The sequence below is a fragment of the Pseudomonas sp. M1 genome (assembly GCF_022760135.1).
Lineage (GTDB): Bacteria > Pseudomonadota > Gammaproteobacteria > Pseudomonadales > Pseudomonadaceae > Pseudomonas > Pseudomonas citronellolis.
Window position 1 is genome coordinate 728,157 of the sequence record NZ_CP094343.1, and the last position, 16,716, is coordinate 744,872.

Genomic DNA, 16,716 nt, shown 5'->3' on the forward strand with positions numbered 1-16,716 from the left:
ATTGGATCGGGAGCGGAGTATGACCGCCAGCGAAGAGAAGTTCACCCGTCAGACGCTGCTCGACGTGCAGACGCTGACCCCCAGCCTGTTCACCCTGCGCACCACGCGCGACGCGGGCTTTCGCTTCCGCGCCGGGCAGTTCGCCCGCCTGGGCGTGTACAAGCCCAGCGGCAGCATCGTCTGGCGCGCCTATTCGATGGTCTCGGCGCCCCACGACGAGCACCTGGAGTTCTTCTCCATCGTGGTGCCGGGCGGGGAGTTCACCAGCGAGCTGAGCCGCCTGCGCGAGGGCGACCAGTTGCTGGTCGACCGCCAGGCCTTCGGCTTCCTCACCCTCGACCGCTTCCCCGACGGCCGCGACCTCTGGCTGCTGGCCACTGGCACCGGGCTTGCGCCCTTCCTGTCGATCCTCCAGGACTTCGAGGTGTGGGAGCGCTTCGAGACCATCAAGCTGGTCTACAGCGCCCGCGAGGAAAAGGAACTGGCCTACCGCGAACTCATCGCCGGCCTGGCCGGGCGCGACTACCTGGCCGAGCACGCGCACAAGCTGCAGTTCATTCCGGTGGTGACCCGCGAGCAGGTGCCCGGCTGCCTGGGCGCGCGCATCACCACGCTGATCGAGAACGGCGAGCTGGAACGCGCCGCCGGCCTGGGACTCACCCCCGAGCATTCGCGGGTGATGCTCTGCGGCAACCCGCAGATGATCGAGGACACCCGCGCGGTGCTGAAGACCCGCGGCATGAGCCTGGCGCTGACGCGCAAGCCCGGGCAGATCGCCGTGGAGAACTACTGGTAGGCAAGATTTGGAAAAGATTGCCCGCTTAAGGGGCGGGCCTCTTTGCCCTTAGGATGGCCGTCCATCCATAGCCCCTGGAACCCCATGGACTGCCACACGAGCGAGCCGCCCCCGGCGGCCGACGACCCCTTCAGTAGTACCTTTCCCCACACCCTCGCCGCGCCCCTGCGCGCGCCCCGGAGCTGACCATGGAGTGGCTCCTGGACCCTACGGCCTGGCTCGGCCTGCTCACCCTGATCCTGCTGGAGCTGGTGCTGGGCATCGACAACCTGGTGTTCATCGCCATCCTCGCCGACAAGCTGCCGCCGCAGCTGCGCGACCGCGCCCGGCTGATCGGCCTGTCGCTGGCGCTGCTGATGCGCCTGGGCCTGCTGGCCAGCATCTCCTGGCTGGTGACCCTCACCGAACCGCTGTTCGAGGTCTTCGGCAAGGCCTTCTCCGGGCGTGACCTGATCATGCTGTTCGGCGGCCTGTTCCTGCTGTTCAAGGCCACCCTGGAATTGCACGAGCGCCTGGAAGGGCGCGTGCACAAGGCTGGCGGCGCGCGGGTCTACGCCGCGTTCTGGCCGGTGGTGGCGCAGATCGTGGTGCTCGACGCGGTGTTCTCCCTGGACGCGGTGATCACCGCCGTAGGCATGGTCGAGCAACTGGAAGTGATGATGATCGCCGTGGTCTTCTCCATGGCCCTGATGATGGTCGCCAGCAAACCGCTGACCGCCTTCGTCAACGCCCACCCCACGGTGATCATGCTGTGCCTGGGCTTCCTCATGATGATCGGCTTCAGCCTCACCGCCGAGGGCCTGGGCTTGCACATCCCGAAGGGCTACCTGTACGCCGCCATCGGCTTCTCGATCCTCATCGAGCTGGCCAACCAGGCGGTGCGCTGGCGCCGCCGGCGCAGCCTGCAGGGCAGCCGCGGCCCGCGCGAGCGCACGCGCTACGCGGTGCTGCGCCTGCTGGGCGGCAAGGTGGAGGCCGACGAGGTGGGCGAGGAGATCGCCGACATGCTGGGCGAGGAACCGGCCGACGCACCCTTCGACCGCCGCGAGCGGGTGCTCATCAGCGGCGTGCTGGAGCTGGCCGAGCGCTCCATCCGCACGGTGATGACCGAGCGCACCGAGGTGCACCGCATCGACCTCGATGCCGACGCCGGGCAGACGCGCCAGGTGCTGCTGGATTCGCCCTTTTCGCGCCTGCTGGTGATCCGCGCCGGCCAGGTGGACGAGCCGCTGGGCTACGTGCACAAGAAGGAACTGTTAAAGGCCATCCTCGCCGGCCGCCAGCCGGACATCGAGCCGCTGCTGCGGGCGCCGTTGAACCTGCCGGACAGCTGCAGCGTGCTCGGCGCCCTGGAACAGATGCGCCAGGCCTCGACCCACGTGGCTTTCGTGGTCAACGAGTTCGGCGGTTTCGAGGGCCTGCTGACGCTGACCGACATTCTCCAGGCGATTGCTGGCGAACTGCCGGACGCCAGCGAGATGACCGGCCCGGACATCGAGAAGGGCAGCGATGGCTGGCGCGTGCGCGGCGCCACCACCCTGGCGCTGCTGGCCGAGCGCATCGGCTTCCGCGGCCAGGCGCCGGAGGATTGCCGCACCCTGGGCGGCCTGGCGCTGCACCTGCTGGACCGCCTGCCGGCGGCCGGTGACGAACTGGAGCACCGCGGCTGGCGCCTGCGGGTGCTGGAGGTGAAGGAGCGGCGCGTCGAGCGCCTGCTGCTGCAGCCGCCGCGCGCCGCCTGACGGCGCGCGGGGCCGGCTCAGCTGCGGTTCTGCTGGTTCTTCAGCAGGTCGCGGATCTCGGTCAGCAGCACTTCCTCGGGCGTCGGCGCCGGCGGCGCTTCGGGGGCGGCGGCCTCTTCGCGCTTGAGCCGGTTGATGGCCTTCACGCCCATGAAGATGGCGAAGGCGACGATCAGGAAGTCCAGGCAGGTCTGGATGAACTTGCCGTAGGCCAGCACCACCGCCGGGACGTCGCCCTCGGCGGCCTTGAGGGTGATGGCCAGGTCGGAGAAGTCGACCCCCCCGATCAGCAGGCCGATCGGCGGCATGATCACGTCGCCGACGAAGGACGAGACGATCTTGCCGAAGGCGGCGCCGATGATGATACCGACGGCCATGTCGACCACGTTGCCTTTGACGGCAAAGGCCTTGAACTCGCTAAGCAGACTCATGCACAGACTCCTTGTAGGGATAGAGAGGGACAGGGGGGAGTTTAGCGGCCGCGCCGGTGTTGAACACTCCCCCGAGCCGGCATGGACAGCCGCCAGCGCAAAAGTTCCGGCATGACCGGCGGCGCTGGGCGAAATTCGGTGGTGGTCTAGGCTGAAGGGAATCATCCACCCACGCAGTAAGGAGGACCGCCATGCCGCTGGAGCACCATCCCCTGGCCCGTGAGTTTCCCGATCAGCGCGCCAAGATCGCCAAGCTTATCGGCGAGAACAGCCATTTCACCCGCCTGGCCGGCACCTACGAGGAGCTGGACCGGCGCATCTACGACATCGAGGACGGCCGCGAGCCGCTGGATGACCTGGCCCTGAACAACCTCAAGCTGCAGCGCGTCGCCCTGAAGGACGAGATCGCCGAGCTGCTGCAGCGTTCAAGCTGAGCTTGATCGATATCAAGGGAGCTCGCCGAGGTCGGGCGTAGTCTTCGGACAACTTTTTCTACTGCTGGTGATCAGCCATGCGTAAAGAGCAGCGTCCCCTCGGCAAGACCCTCCGCAAGCAGGCCAAGACCTCGTTCGACCCGCGCCGGGCCCAGGAGCGTCTGGTACGTCTGAAACTGCAGTACGAATTGCTGGACCAGCGCATCAGCCGGGTGGAAGAGGGCATCGAGCGCCCGGACGGCACCCTGGCCGCGCTGATCATGCGCCGCGAAGGCCTGCGCTACGACATGGAGAGCCAGTACCGCCTGCTGGCGGGCTGATCCTTCGGCCGCATCCGTCGGCCACTGTCGCAGCGGGCTGAAGCGTCAGGCGCGAACCGCTATGATGCGGGCTTTGTCTTCGACGGAGTCCGCCCATGGCCAAGGCCAAGCGCATGTACGGCTGCACCGAGTGCGGCGCCACCTTCCCCAAATGGGCCGGCCAGTGCGCCGACTGCGGCGCCTGGAACACCCTGGTGGAGACCGTCGTCGACACCACGCCCACCGGTGGCTCCGGCAGTTCCGGACGCGGCGGCTGGGCCGGGCAGCAGGCCAACATCAAGACCCTGGCGGAAGTCAGCGTCGAGGAGATGCCGCGCTTCAGCACCGCCTCCAACGAACTCGACCGCGTCCTCGGCGGCGGCCTGGTGGACGGCTCCGTCGTGCTCATCGGCGGCGACCCCGGCATCGGCAAGTCGACCATCCTCCTGCAGACCCTGTGCAGCATCGCCAACCGCATGCCGGCGCTCTACGTCACCGGCGAAGAGTCGCAGCAGCAGGTGGCCATGCGCGCGCGGCGCCTGGGCCTGCCGGAAGACAAGCTCAAGGTCATGACCGAGACCTGCATCGAGAGCATCATCGCCACTGCTCGCCACGAGCAGCCCAAGGTGATGGTGATCGACTCCATCCAGACCATCTTCACCGAACAGCTGCAATCGGCCCCCGGCGGCGTCGCCCAGGTGCGCGAGAGCGCCGCGTTGCTGGTGCGCTTCGCCAAGCAGAGCGGCACGGCGATCTTCCTGGTCGGCCACGTCACCAAGGAAGGCGCCCTGGCCGGCCCGCGGGTGCTGGAGCACATGGTCGACACCGTGCTGTATTTCGAGGGCGAGTCCGACGGCCGCCTGCGCCTGCTGCGGGCGGTGAAGAACCGCTTCGGCGCGGTCAACGAACTGGGCGTGTTCGCCATGACCGACCGTGGCCTGAAGGAGGTCTCCAACCCTTCGGCGATCTTCCTCACCCGCGCCCAGGAATCGGTGCCCGGCAGCGTGGTCATGGCCACCTGGGAAGGCTCGCGGCCGATGCTGGTGGAGGTGCAGGCGCTGGTCGACACCAGCCACCTGGCCAACCCGCGGCGCGTCACCCTGGGCCTGGACCAGAACCGCCTGGCCATGCTGCTGGCGGTGCTGCACCGCCACGGCGGCATCCCCACCTACGACCAGGACGTGTTCCTCAACGTGGTGGGCGGGGTGAAGGTGCTGGAAACCGCGTCGGACCTGGCGCTGATGGCGGCGGTGATGTCCAGCCTGCGCAACCGGCCGCTGGATCATCAACTGCTGGTGTTCGGCGAGGTCGGCCTGTCCGGCGAGGTGCGCCCGGTGCCCAGCGGCCAGGAACGCCTGAAGGAAGCCGCCAAGCACGGCTTCAAGCGCGCCATCGTGCCCCAGGGCAACGCCCCCAAGGAGGCCCCGCCGGGGCTACAGGTGATCCCGGTGACGCGCCTGGAGCAGGCGCTGGATGCGTTGTTCGAATAGCGCGCACCGTGCCCGCCCTACGGTAGGAGCGGGCCCTGCCCGCGATTCGCGCGCAGGGTGCGCTCCTACAAGGGAATGGTGTAGGTGGGGCAGCGTAGCGGATCTCATCCGCGATCCGCGCCGGGATATCCGGCTATCGCGGACAAGGTCCGCCTACGGGGGAGGAATGCCGTGCTCCCCGGCAACCTGTAGGAGCGGGCCCTGCCCGCGATTCGCGCGCAGGGCGCGCTCCTACAGGGGAATGGCGCAGGTGGGGCGGCGTAGGAGCGGATCTCATCCGCGAATCGCGCCGATAGTTCCGGCTATCGCGGACAAGGTCCTACGGGGGAGGAATGCCGTGCTCCCCGGCAACCTGTAAGCGGGCCCTGCCCGCGATTCGCGCGCAGGGCGCGCTCCTACAGGGGAATGGTGCAGGTGGGGCGGCGTAGGAGCGGATCTCATCCGCGAATCGCGCCGATAGTTCCGGCTATCGCGGACAAGGTCCGCGCCTACGGGGGAGGAATGCCGTGCTCCCCGGCAACCTGTAGGATCTCATCCGCGATCCGCGCCGGGACGTCCGGCTATCGCGGACAAGGCCCGCTACGGGGGGAGGAATGCCGTGCTCCCCGGCAACCTGTAAGCGGGCCCTGCCCGCGATTCGCGCGCAGGGCGCGCTCCTACAGGGGAATGGCGTGGGTGGGGCGGCGTAGGAGCGGATCTCATCCGCGATCCGCGCCGGGACGTCCGGCTATCGCGGACAAGGCCCGCTACGGGGGGAGGAATGCCGTGCTCCCCGGCAACCTGTAAGCGGGCCCTGCCCGCGATTCGCGCGCAGGGCGCGCTCCTACAGGGGAGTGGCGCAGGTGCGGCGGCGTAGGAGCGGATCTCATCCGCGATCCGCGCCGGGACGTCCGGCTATCGCGGACAAGGTCCGCTCCTACGGGGGAGGCATGCCGTGCTCCCCGGCAACCTGTAGGAGCGGGCCCTGCCCGCGATTTCGCGCGCAGGGCGCGCTCCTACATTGGAATGGCGTGGGTGGGGCGGCGCAGGGCGGATAACGTTCGACGTTATCCGCCGGTTAACCGTGATTCCCGGCAGCCCCGAGGCTGACCTGGGCGCGGGCCATACCCTGGGTCAAACGGCGTACAACCGCGAACGGTTGTACGCCCTACGCCTGTTCCCCCAGCGCCGTCAGCTCGCGCTCCAGCAGGCTTGCGTCGCCCAGGTTGAGTTCCACCAGGCGGCGCAGGTGGCTGATGGAGTCCAGGTCGATGTGCCGGCAGATGAAGCCCAGCAGGCCCTCGCGTTCCCAGGCCAGGTCCGCCTCCATGTAGATGTTGGCGTCGAAGCCCAGGTAGATGCGCACCTCGAAGGGCTTGCCCGGGTCGCCGTTCCAGCCCGGCGGGCGGGTCACCAACAGGCCCTGCAGCGACAGGTCTTGCAATTCGGCCTTCCAGCGCTGGCCGTCCTGGGCGACCTCGGTGCTGGCGTCGAAGGCGATGCGGCTGAAGCGCCGTCGTTCAGCGTGATCGTCACTCATGGGTGGGCTCTCCGGCCGATTTGCGTTCGCCTCACTATAGCCAAGCCCCTGTCGCCCGTCGCATCGCCGGCCGGCGGTTTGACAGCCGTCCGGGCGTCGCCAAAGCTGCTAGGGCGGTTCCCCATCAAACCAGGGCGGAGCGGAGCATGGACAACAAGATTCCGGGAAAGGGGCTTATCCTCGGAGTTCTGGCGCGCTACGCCAAGCAACCCGCCTGAGCTTCCCAGCCCGCGCCGGCCCGTGCGCAAACCCTCGACGCAGAGCGGTTTGCGCGGCGCTGGCCGCGACACCAGACCGCCCCTTTTCAGGCGGCAATATCGTTGCAACGGCTCTAGACTAAGGTCGTATGAATGACTCGCCGGAAAGGACTAGAATTTTTCCTGCGAATTCTCGCCCTTCAACAGTCGGAAGCATCGCCATGAACAATAACAACAGCCTGCTACGTCACCTCGCCTGGGCGATCGTGGCGATAGTCGGAGCATGTGCCTTAGGAGTCGTGGCGCTTCGCCGCGGCGAAGCCATCAATGCCCTGTGGATCGTGGTAGCGGCGGTCGCCATCTACCTGGTCGCCTACCGCTACTACAGCCTGTTCATCGCCGAGAAGGTGATGCAACTGGACCCCAACCGAGCCACCCCCGCGGTGCTCAACAACGACGGCCTGGACTACGTCCCGACCAACAAGCACATCCTCTTCGGTCACCACTTCGCCGCCATCGCCGGCGCCGGCCCGCTGGTGGGCCCGGTGCTCGCCGCGCAGATGGGCTACCTGCCCGGCACCCTCTGGCTGATCGCCGGGGTGGTCCTGGCCGGCGCGGTGCAGGACTTCATGATCCTGTTCATCTCCAGCCGCCGCAACGGGCGCTCGCTGGGTGAACTGGTGCGCGAGGAAATGGGGCAGGTGGCGGGGACCATCGCCCTGTTCGGCGCGTTCCTTATCATGATCATCATCCTCGCGGTGCTCGCCCTGATCGTGGTGAAAGCCCTGGCGGAAAGCCCCTGGGGCATGTTCACGGTGATGGCCACCATCCCGATCGCGATCCTCATGGGTGTGTACATGCGCTACATCCGCCCGGGCCGCATCGGCGAGATCTCGGTGGTCGGCGTGGCCCTGCTGCTGGGCTCCATCTGGCTCGGCGGGCAGGTCGCGGCCAGCCCCGAATGGGCGCCGGTGTTCACCTTCCACGGCGTGCAGATCGTCTGGATGCTGATCGGCTACGGCGCCATCGCCTCGGTGCTGCCGGTGTGGCTGCTGCTGGCCCCGCGCGACTACCTGTCGACCTTCCTGAAGATCGGCACCATCGTCGCCCTGGCCATCGGCATCCTGATCGTCATGCCGGAGCTGAAGATGCCGGCCCTGACGCAGTTCACCGACGGCACCGGCCCGGTGTGGAAGGGCAGCCTGTTCCCCTTCCTGTTCATCACCATCGCCTGTGGCGCCGTGTCCGGCTTCCACGCGCTGATCTCCTCGGGCACCACGCCCAAGCTGCTCAACCGCGAGCCCGACGCCCGCTACATCGGCTACGGCGGCATGCTGATGGAGTCCTTCGTGGCGATCATGGCCATGGTCGCCGCCTCGGTGATCGAGCCGGGCATCTACTTCGCCATGAACAGCCCGCCGGCGGTGGTCGGTACCGACGTCGCCGCGGTGGCCGCGACCGTCAGCGGCTGGGGCTTCGCCATCACCCCGGAAATACTCACCCAGACCGCCAAGGACATCGGCGAGACCACCATCCTGGCCCGCGCCGGCGGCGCCCCGACCCTGGCCGTGGGCATCGCCCACATCCTCCACCAGGTGCTGCCGGGCGAGAACACCATGGCCTTCTGGTACCACTTCGCGATCCTCTTCGAGGCGCTGTTCATCCTCACCGCGGTGGACGCCGGCACCCGCGCCGGGCGCTTCATGCTGCAGGACCTGCTGGGCAACTTCGTCCCGTCGCTGAAGAAGACCGACTCCTGGGGCGCCAACATCGTCGGCACCGGCGGCTGCGTGGCGCTGTGGGGCTGGCTGCTGTACCAGGGCGTGGTCGACCCGCTGGGCGGCATCAACACCCTGTGGCCGCTGTTCGGCATCTCCAACCAGATGCTCGCCGGCATCGCCCTGATGCTCGCCACCGTGGTGCTGATCAAGATGAAGCGCCAGCAGTACGTGTGGGTCACCGCGCTGCCGGCGGCCTGGCTGCTGATCTGCACCAGCGCCGCGGGCCTGATCAAGATCTTCGACGGCAACCCGGCGGTGGGCTTCGTCGCCCTGGCGCAGAAGTACGGCGCCGCGCTGGACGCCGGCCAGGTCCTGGCCCCGGCCAAGGACCTCGCCCAGGTCAAGACGGTGATGCTCAACGCCTACATCAACGCCGGCCTCACCGTGCTGTTCCTGCTGGTGGTGTTCAGCGTGCTGGTGTACTCCATCAAGGTCGGCGCCAAGGCCTGGACCAAGAAGGAGCGCACCGACAAGGAAGCGCCGTTCCAGCCCATTCCCGAGGCCTGAGGCAGGAGGTGACACGTGTTCAATGACCTCAGCCGCATGGGCAAGTACCTCGGGCAGGCCGCCAGGATGCTGGTGGGCATGCCCGACTACGACACCTATGTCGAGCACATGCGCAACAAGCACCCGGACAAGCCGGTGATGAGCTACAAGGAGTTCTTCCGCGAACGCCAGGAGGCACGCTACGGCGGCGGCAAGGGGCGACCGATCCGTTGCTGCTGAAGCCGCGGATGGGTGTATAAACGGACGGGCCGCCAGCGAGCGGCCCGTTTTCATTTTCCTGCCCGGATGGTTCCCATGAGTGATTCCGTAGTGCCCGCGCAGATTCCGGTGACCGTGCTCACCGGCTTCCTCGGCGCCGGCAAGACCACCCTGTTGCGCCACATCCTGCAGGCCGAGCACGGCCTGAAGATCGCGGTGATCGAGAACGAATTCAGCGACGCCCCCATCGACGGCCAGCTGCTGGGCGATGCCCCGGCGCAGGTCATGACGCTGTCCAACGGCTGCGTCTGCTGCACCATCAACAACGACCTGGAGCGTTCGCTGTACCTGCTGCTGGAGCAGCGCGACAGCGGCGAGATCGCCTTCGACCGCCTGGTGATCGAATGCACGGGCCTGGCCGACCCGGCGCCGGTGGCGCAGACCTTCTTCGTCGACGAGACGCTGCGCGAGCGCTACCTGCTCGACGGCATCATCACCCTGGTGGACGCCGCCAACGCCGACCGCCACCTGCAGGAGGCCATCGCCCAGGCCCAGGTCGGCTTCGGCGACCGCATCCTGGTGAGCAAGCGCGACCTGGTCAGCGCCGAGCAGTACCAGGCCCTGGCCGAACGCCTGCAGCGCATCAACCGGCGCGCCGAGCTGTACCCGGTGGACCACGGCCGCATCGAACTGGAACGCCTGCTCGACGTGCGCGGCTTCAACCTCAACGCCGACCTCGGCCTGCGCCCGTTGCAACCGCTGCGCCCGGTGGCGGCCAGCGACGACCGCATCCGCACCCTGGTGCTGCGCAGCGACAAGCCGCTGAACATCGAACGCCTGAGCGAGTTCATGGACGACCTGCTGCAATGGCACGGCAACTCGCTGCTGCGCTACAAGGGCGTGCTGAACATCCAGGGCGAGGAACGCCGCCTGGTGTTCCAGGGCGTGCTGCGGCTGTACGGCTTCGACTGGGACACGCCCTGGGGCGAGGAGGCGCGCGAGAGCGTGATCGTGTTCATCGGCGACAACCTGCCGGAGGAGCAGATCCGCCAGGGGTTCGAGGCGATCGTGGGGTGAGCGGCGGGGCGCCGTAGGGCGCATCCTACGTGGCCGGTGGGCCCAATCGCGGACAAAGTCTCCTACCGCATGAGCGAGCATGGCTTTTCGTAGGATGGCGTTGAGCGAAGCGATACCCATCAGCGCAACCGCATGGGTTTCGCAAGCTCAACCCATCCTACGAAAAACGCCTCGGCGCAGACAGTTGCTCCCTCTCCCCAGCCCTTGACCCCTCTTCAAAAAGAAACGCCCGGCATTCACCGGGCGTTCTTCTTCAGGCCAGGCCTCAATGCCGGGCCAGCTTCCACGCATCCCCAGCCGGCGCCGTGCCCTTGTCGTAGGGCTTGAACACCGTCATGTACACCAGCCCCACGGCGATCACGATGGCGCCCACCAGGATGATCCCGTAGTTGATGTACCAGGGCGCATCCGGGGTGCGCGGCCAGGACATGTTGACGATCGCCAGCAGGCCGTAGACCTGGGCGGCGATGTTCACCGGCCAGCCCCACTTGCCCAGGGTGAAGGCGCCGCTGGGCTTCCAGCCGCGCAGGCGGGCGAACAGGGCGGCGCCGACGATCATCTGGAAGGCCAGGTAGATGCCGATGGCGGCGAAGCTGACCACGGTGCCGATGGCGTTCTGCAGGTAGAAACCGATGCACACGATGATCGCCGGGATCACCCCGCACACCACCAGGGCGGCGGTGGGCACGTGGGTGTTGGGCGACAGGCGCTGCAGCAGGCGGCTGCCCATGACCATCTCGTCGCGGGCGTAGGAGTACAGCAGGCGGCTGGCGGCGGCCTGCAGGCTGAGCACGCAGGAGACGAACGACACCAGGATCACCAGCATCACCAGGCGCGCGCCGAGCGGGCCGAAGGCGCCGTCGAAGATGGTGCTCATCGGGTCCTTGTCGGCGCCGGAGATCACCGCGCCTATGTCCGGCACCGCGAGGATCAGCGCCAGGGCGGCGAACATCGAGGCGCCGCCGCCGATCCAGATGGTCATGCGCATGGCCTTGGGAATGCGCCGGCTGGGGTTCGGGGTTTCCTCGGCGACGTCGCCGCAGGCCTCGAAGCCGTAGTAGAGGAACATGCCGGCCAGGGAGGCGGTGAGGAACGCCGGCCAGTAGGCGCCGTCGATGCGGATGTCGAAGGTGTCGAACAGCACCGAGATCGGCTGGTGGCGTTCGAAGATCAGCAGGTAGCCGCCGATGACGATGGCGCCGATCAGCTCGCAGAGGAAGCCGAACATGGCCACCCGCGCCAGCAGCCTGGTGCCGCTGAGGTTGAGCAGCGTGGCGACCAGCGTCAGGCCCAGGCCGATCAGGGTGTTGGTCGCCGGGTCGGCCTCGAAGCCGAGCAGCGTGGCGACGTAGGGGCCGGCGCCCAGGGCCACCGCGGCAATGGTCACGCACAGCGACACCGAGTAGATCCAGCCGACCATCCATGCCCAGCGCTTGCCCACCAGGCGTCGGGCCCAGGGGTACACGCCGCCGGAGATCGGGAACTGCGAGACCACTTCGCAGAAGATCAGGCACACCAGCATCTGCCCCAGGCCCACCAGCAGGTACGACCAGAACATCGGCGGCCCGCCGGCGGCCAGGCACAGGCCGAAGATGCTGTACACGCCGACCACCGGCGAAAGATAGGTGAAGCCCAGGGCGAAGTTCTGCCACAGGCTCATGCTGCGTTCGAAGTTGGAGGAATAGCCCAGCGCGCGGAGCTGTTCCGCATCGCGGTCGACCGGGGCGATGCCGGGTTGGATCGGACTGTTCATCGTTATTGTTCCTGTATGGCTATGCACGTCGGCATTGAACAGATGGATCGGGACTGGGAGCCCGCTGCCCACGGCGTGTGGCGGCAGCGGTGAAAACCGGGGCGGCCGGGCTGGGGTAACAGCGGCGGCCGCCTGCGTGGAGCAAGCACAGCCTATGCCATATTACATATGATTTAAAATGTTTTATTGGGCGCTCTGCGCTGGAGGGTGGGAAGTCTGGAGCTAGAGCGGCGGGCTCTTGCGCGCAACGGCCCGGGCGACGGGGCCGCCAGGGCAGTTCAGCGCCCCGGCGGGGAACGAAAATGGGGCGGAGTAACGCCGCATTGCTCCCTTCGGGAGCACTGGCGGGCTCAGGCTGCGCGGTGGCGCTTCTCCGGCAGTTGCACCAGGGTCCAGTGGGCGGACTGCTCGGCCAGGTTGGCGCGCTGGCAGCGGGTATCGCTGGCCAGCCCCAGGCTGGCTATCTCGCCGGCGATGAAGTTGGCGGTGTTGGCCGCCACCACCCGGCCTTCGCCGCTGAGGATCAGCGCCTCGTGCTCCAGGCGCATGAGCTTGGCGGTGACCACCCGCTCGAAGCGGTTCAGCGCGATGTCCGCGGCGGCCACGCCGAGGAAGCGCCCCTCCAGCAGCAGCGGGCGGGAGAAGGTGAGGATGTACATGTCCTGGCCGTAGAGGTCGACGTAGGGACCGACCACGCTGCTGCGCCCGCTGTCGCGCGGGATGGCGAACCAGGGCATGGCGCAGTAGTCGTAGAAGTTCTCGCTGCGCCGGTTGAAGTTCAGGCTCAGCGGCACGGTGCGCCCGCCGGCGCCCAGTTGGCGCCACTCCAGGTACATCTCCTTGTCGCGCAGCACGCCCGGCTGCAGCACCACGCCACAGCCCTGCAGGCAGGCGCCGGGCTGCGTCAGGCAGCCTTCTATCAGCGGCCGCAGGCTGGCCAGGTCGGCGGAATCCACGGGCCTGCCGTCGGCCTCGCGCCAGATGCTGTCGATGGCGTTGGCCAGGGTGTCGATCTGGGCAAAGATGTTACTGATCGACACGTCGATGCGCTGGGCGCACTCGTCCAACGGGGTTTCACACACTGCGCTCGCCATGGCCTGGAGTCTCTTGTTCTAAGGGGAAGCGGACCTCCGGCGGATAAAAATCCTAAATCAGAGGTTTGCACGGGAAAAACAGGGCAAGGGTTGTGCCAACGCGGCTGAGGCTGCTTCTCGTAGGAGCGAGCTTGCTCGCGAACGGATTCCGCGCCTACAACGCCCGGCTCCGAATCCACCTGTAGGAGCGCGCCCTGCGCGCGAATCGCGGGCAGGGCCCGCTCCTACAGGTGTACGCAGTCGACTTCCACGTAGGGTGGGTTGAGCTGTGAATGCTGCCTTGGCGATGGGTATCGCTTCGCTCAACACCATCCTACGAAAAGCCGTGTTTCCTGGAACCGTAGGAGCGGACCTTGTCCGCGATTCGCGCGCAGGGCGCGCTCCTACATGGGGCCATTCGGCCTAGGGCGCTTCCTGGGCCAGGAGTTCCAGCTTCATGTCGATCAGGCGCTTGATGCCGCGGTTGACGTGGGCCTCGACCAGGGCGCCGGCCAGGTTCGGGTCGCCGGCGACTATCGCTTCGCGGATCGCCGTGTGCTCCTGCTGGATGGTTTCCACACTGGGCGCGCCGGGCACCGGCAGCCAGAGCAGCTCGCCGATCTCCGCCTGCAGGCGGATTTCCGCGTGGGTGAGGCGCACCGACTGCGAGGCCACCGCTATCTCGATGTGGAAGCGCGCGTCGGCGCGGCGGCGTTCGTGGCGGGTACCGGCCTTGCCCAGGGTCTCTATGTACTGCGCCAGGTGCTGGTGGTGCTCGCGGGAGGCGCGGCGGGCGGCCAGGCGCGCGGCGGTGCCGGAAATGGCGATGTGTTCGTCGCAGAGGTCGCGCAGGTCGATGGTGCTCAGCTCGTCGAGGCGGCTCAAGACGATCTCGGCGGGGATTTCCTCGATGGCGCGGATGAAGCTGCCGCCGTTGCGCCCGCGGCGGGTCTCGATGACGCCGCGCTGGCGCAGGTAGGCCAGGGCTTCGCGGAGGGTCACGGTGGCCACGCCGAACTGCATGGCCAGCTCGGTCTCGCTGGGCAGTTGCTGGCCCTCGGCGAACAGGCCGAGGTCGATGGCGTCCATCAGCCGGCGCACGACCTCTTCGGTGCGGCCTTCCTGGCGCAGGCGGATGAAGGGGCCGGGAGCGGTGGGTGAGGATCCATTCATACTGCGTTGCGGCCGCGGCGGGTGCTGGGCGCCGGAGCCAGAACTCCTGTAAGGGCCGGAGGGGGTGAGGGGCTGGCGCAGTATAACCTCATACTCAGAGTTCAATGTAGAAAGCGGCCGCCCCAAAGGGGCGGCCGATTGCCGCGAGTTGTGTCAGAACGGGTAGGCCAGGCTCGGCATCCACCGTTGCCAGATGCGTTGCAGTTCGCCGTCGGCCTTCAGCGCCGCCAGGGCGCTGTCCACCTCGTCCAGCCACGGCCCCTGGCCGCGCTTCACCGCGATGCCCCAGCGGTTGTGGGTGGGCACGCTGAAGCCGATGGCCAGGTCGGGCTCCTCGGCCAGCGGCACCAGCGCCACATCGTCGTCCACCAGGGCGTCGATATGGCCTTCGCGCAGGGCCCGGACCATGTCGCCGAGCACGTCGTCGGTGTCGCCGCCGAAGGGCACGGTGACGCAGCCTTCGAAGGTTTCCGCCAGGGCCATGTTGAGGCTGTTGGCGATCGCCCCGACCTTCTTGCCGACCAGGTCCGCCGGGCTGCGCACCAGGCTGCCGCGCAGCACCATCACCGCTTCGTCGAACACCGCGTAGGGCGCGGTGAAGTCGGCGAGGGTCAGGCGGTAGTTGGAGATGCCCTGGCCGCACAGCAGGATATCGGCGTCGCCGGCCTGCAGCGCCGGGTAGAAGTCCGCCCAGTTGCGGTAGACGAACTGCGCTTCGCGGCCCAGGCGCCTGGCCAGGGCGCGGGCGACGTCGGACTCGTAGCCGTGGCGGTAGCCCTCGGCGTCCTTGTGGAACAGCGGCGGGGCCGGCAGGTCGGCGCAGAGAACGCGCAATACGCCGCTCATGGCAGGTAGTCCATGTACATCTTGGCTTCCCACTCGGTGACGACGGAGCAGTAGCGCGCCCACTCGTCGGCCTTGAGGTCGCGGTACAGCTCGGCCATCGCCGGCGGCAGCGCGCCGCGCACCACGGCGTCTTCGTCGAAGGCCTGCACGGCTTCGCCGAGGGTCATCGGCATGCGCACGTTCTCGCGGGCGGCGGGGATGCTGTCGCTGTTGTCCGGGGCGCCCGGGTCGGTGCGGTTTTCCAGGCCGTCGCGGATGCCGGCCAGCAGCAGGGTGTGCGACAGGTAGGGGTTCACGCTGGCGTCGGGCAGCTTGTATTCCAGGCGGCCGTTGGCCGACAGGCGCACGGTGCAGGTCTTGTTGTCCATGCCCCAGTTCAGGCGGTTGGGGGCGAACAGGCCGGCGTCCCAGAAGCGCTTGTAGGAGTTCACGGTGGAGGCCATCACCAGCATCGAGCCAGGGGCGTGGGCCAGCAGGCCACCGAGGGCGTGGCGGCCGGTGTCGGTCAGGTGCAGTTCGCGGCGGCCGGCTTCGGCCAGCACGTTCTGCTCGCCGCGCCACAGGCTGAAGTTGTGGTGGCAGCCGCTGCCCATGCTGCCGGTGGTGGGCTTGGGCATGAAGCTGGCGCGCACGCCGAACTCGTTGGCCACCTGGCGGCAGATCAGGCGATAGGTCACCAGGCGGTCGGCGGTGAGGTGGCAGTCGTCGAACATCCAGTTCAGTTCGAGCTGGCCCGGGTCCTCGTAGTCGCCCTCGATCATGTCCAGGCCCATGGCGCCGGCATACTGCATCACGCGCTGGAAGATCGGCCGCATGGTCTCCAGGTTGCCCAGGTGGTAGGCCGGGCTGGCGCCGGGGCGCACCTTGACTTCCAGCTTGTCGCCGAACCAGGTCATCTCCGGTTCGCAGCCGGTCTTCAGGCTCAGCCCGGTGTCGGCGGTGAAGGCCTTGTGGCTGTCGATCAGCAGGCCGCGGGCGTCGGTGGCCAGCACCTGGCCGGCGACTTCCTGTCGGTGGTCGGGCTCGTACAGGCGGCAGAAGAAGCTGCCGATGGACTTGTCCCAGGGCAGCACGTTGAAGCTGCTCACGTCGGGGATGGCGGTGAATTCCGCGGCCTGGGCGCCGCCACCGAGCAGCACGCCGGCGCGGGTGCTCTGCAGGTCGGAGAGCGCGGTGCGGTGGAACTGCACGCCCTTCTCCAGGTTGCGCAGCAGGTGCTTGGCCGGCACCACCTTGGCCAGCACGCGGCCGCTGAGGGTGACCACCTGGTAGTACAGGTACTCCACGCCGGATTCGCGGATGCGCGCGGCGAGGTCCTGGGCGACGGCGGAGCTGGTGTTGTATTCCTTGTGTAGATCGAGCGCTGTCATTTCGGGGTTCTCCTCGGGCAGCGGCAGGCA

At 67.8% G+C, this 16,716-nt stretch carries 15 protein-coding genes; 8 read left to right on the top strand and 7 right to left on the bottom strand.

The genetic code is table 11. The annotated features are described in order from the left end of the window. Positions 1-19: 19 nt before the first annotated feature. The gene (locus tag PM1_RS03155) at positions 20-796 is read left to right on the top strand and encodes a ferredoxin--NADP reductase (protein ID WP_009613152.1); all 777 of its coding nucleotides are present in this window, start codon (positions 20-22) and stop codon (positions 794-796) included. A gap of 188 nt (positions 797-984) precedes the next feature. After that, positions 985-2,538 (top strand): TerC family protein, encoded by a 1,554-nt coding sequence (locus tag PM1_RS03160; protein WP_009613147.1) that lies wholly within the window; start codon positions 985-987, stop codon positions 2,536-2,538. Between the two features lie 17 nt (positions 2,539-2,555). Here PM1_RS03160 and mscL read toward each other — a convergent pair whose 3' ends face one another. Continuing rightward, on the bottom strand, positions 2,556-2,969 hold the full coding sequence (mscL, locus tag PM1_RS03165; protein ID WP_009613146.1) for a large-conductance mechanosensitive channel protein MscL: 414 nt from the start codon (positions 2,967-2,969) through the stop codon (positions 2,556-2,558). 191 nt (positions 2,970-3,160) lie between these two features. On the opposite strand from mscL, the gene PM1_RS03170 reads away from it, so the two are divergent. The 3 genes from PM1_RS03170 to radA all read left to right on the top strand — a co-directional run bounded on the left by PM1_RS03170 (position 3,161) and on the right by radA (position 5,192). Next, entirely contained in the window at positions 3,161-3,403 is a 243-nt protein-coding gene (locus PM1_RS03170) for a YdcH family protein (RefSeq protein ID WP_009613144.1), read from the top strand. 77 nt (positions 3,404-3,480) lie between these two features. Beyond that, positions 3,481-3,723 carry a hypothetical protein gene (locus tag PM1_RS03175; protein WP_009613142.1) on the top strand — a complete coding sequence of 81 codons (243 nt, stop codon included), beginning with the start codon at positions 3,481-3,483 and terminating at the stop codon, positions 3,721-3,723. A 95-nt stretch (positions 3,724-3,818) separates the two neighbouring features. Continuing rightward, positions 3,819-5,192, top strand: a complete 1,374-nt coding sequence (gene radA / locus PM1_RS03180) for a DNA repair protein RadA (RefSeq protein WP_009613141.1) — start codon at positions 3,819-3,821, stop codon at positions 5,190-5,192. A 1,147-nt stretch (positions 5,193-6,339) separates the two neighbouring features. On the opposite strand, the gene PM1_RS03185 is transcribed toward radA, so the two are convergent. Next, positions 6,340-6,711 carry a PilZ domain-containing protein gene (locus tag PM1_RS03185; RefSeq protein WP_009613140.1) on the bottom strand — a complete coding sequence of 124 codons (372 nt, stop codon included), beginning with the start codon at positions 6,709-6,711 and terminating at the stop codon, positions 6,340-6,342. A 418-nt stretch (positions 6,712-7,129) separates the two neighbouring features. On the opposite strand from PM1_RS03185, the gene PM1_RS03190 reads away from it, so the two are divergent. From PM1_RS03190 to yjiA, 3 genes are all read left to right on the top strand, one after another. Continuing rightward, the gene (locus PM1_RS03190; RefSeq protein WP_009613139.1) at positions 7,130-9,196 is read left to right on the top strand and encodes a carbon starvation CstA family protein; all 2,067 of its coding nucleotides are present in this window, start codon (positions 7,130-7,132) and stop codon (positions 9,194-9,196) included. 15 nt (positions 9,197-9,211) lie between these two features. Next, on the top strand, positions 9,212-9,415 hold the full coding sequence (locus tag PM1_RS03195) for a YbdD/YjiX family protein (RefSeq protein ID WP_009613138.1): 204 nt from the start codon (positions 9,212-9,214) through the stop codon (positions 9,413-9,415). Positions 9,416-9,490: 75 nt separating this feature from the next. Continuing rightward, positions 9,491-10,471 (top strand): GTPase, encoded by a 981-nt coding sequence (gene yjiA / locus PM1_RS03200; RefSeq protein ID WP_009613137.1) that lies wholly within the window; start codon positions 9,491-9,493, stop codon positions 10,469-10,471. 265 nt (positions 10,472-10,736) lie between these two features. Here the strand turns inward: yjiA and PM1_RS03205 are convergent, their stop codons facing one another. From PM1_RS03205 to PM1_RS03225, 5 genes are all read right to left on the bottom strand, one after another. Then, a complete protein-coding gene (locus PM1_RS03205) occupies positions 10,737-12,224 on the bottom strand; it encodes an APC family permease (protein ID WP_009613136.1) in 1,488 nt (495 codons plus the stop codon). Between the two features lie 350 nt (positions 12,225-12,574). Then, positions 12,575-13,318 (bottom strand): cache domain-containing protein, encoded by a 744-nt coding sequence (locus PM1_RS03210; protein WP_009613135.1) that lies wholly within the window; start codon positions 13,316-13,318, stop codon positions 12,575-12,577. A gap of 402 nt (positions 13,319-13,720) precedes the next feature. Next, positions 13,721-14,470 carry a FadR/GntR family transcriptional regulator gene (locus tag PM1_RS03215; RefSeq protein WP_009613134.1) on the bottom strand — a complete coding sequence of 250 codons (750 nt, stop codon included), beginning with the start codon at positions 14,468-14,470 and terminating at the stop codon, positions 13,721-13,723. Between the two features lie 153 nt (positions 14,471-14,623). Beyond that, positions 14,624-15,316 carry a substrate-binding periplasmic protein gene (locus tag PM1_RS03220; protein WP_009613133.1) on the bottom strand — a complete coding sequence of 231 codons (693 nt, stop codon included), beginning with the start codon at positions 15,314-15,316 and terminating at the stop codon, positions 14,624-14,626. Next, positions 15,313-16,686, bottom strand: coding sequence for a glutamine synthetase family protein (locus tag PM1_RS03225; protein ID WP_009613132.1), 1,374 nt, complete (start codon positions 16,684-16,686; stop codon positions 15,313-15,315). Before PM1_RS03225 ends, PM1_RS03220 begins: the two co-directional genes overlap by 4 nt. Between the last annotated feature and the right edge of the window lie 30 nt (positions 16,687-16,716).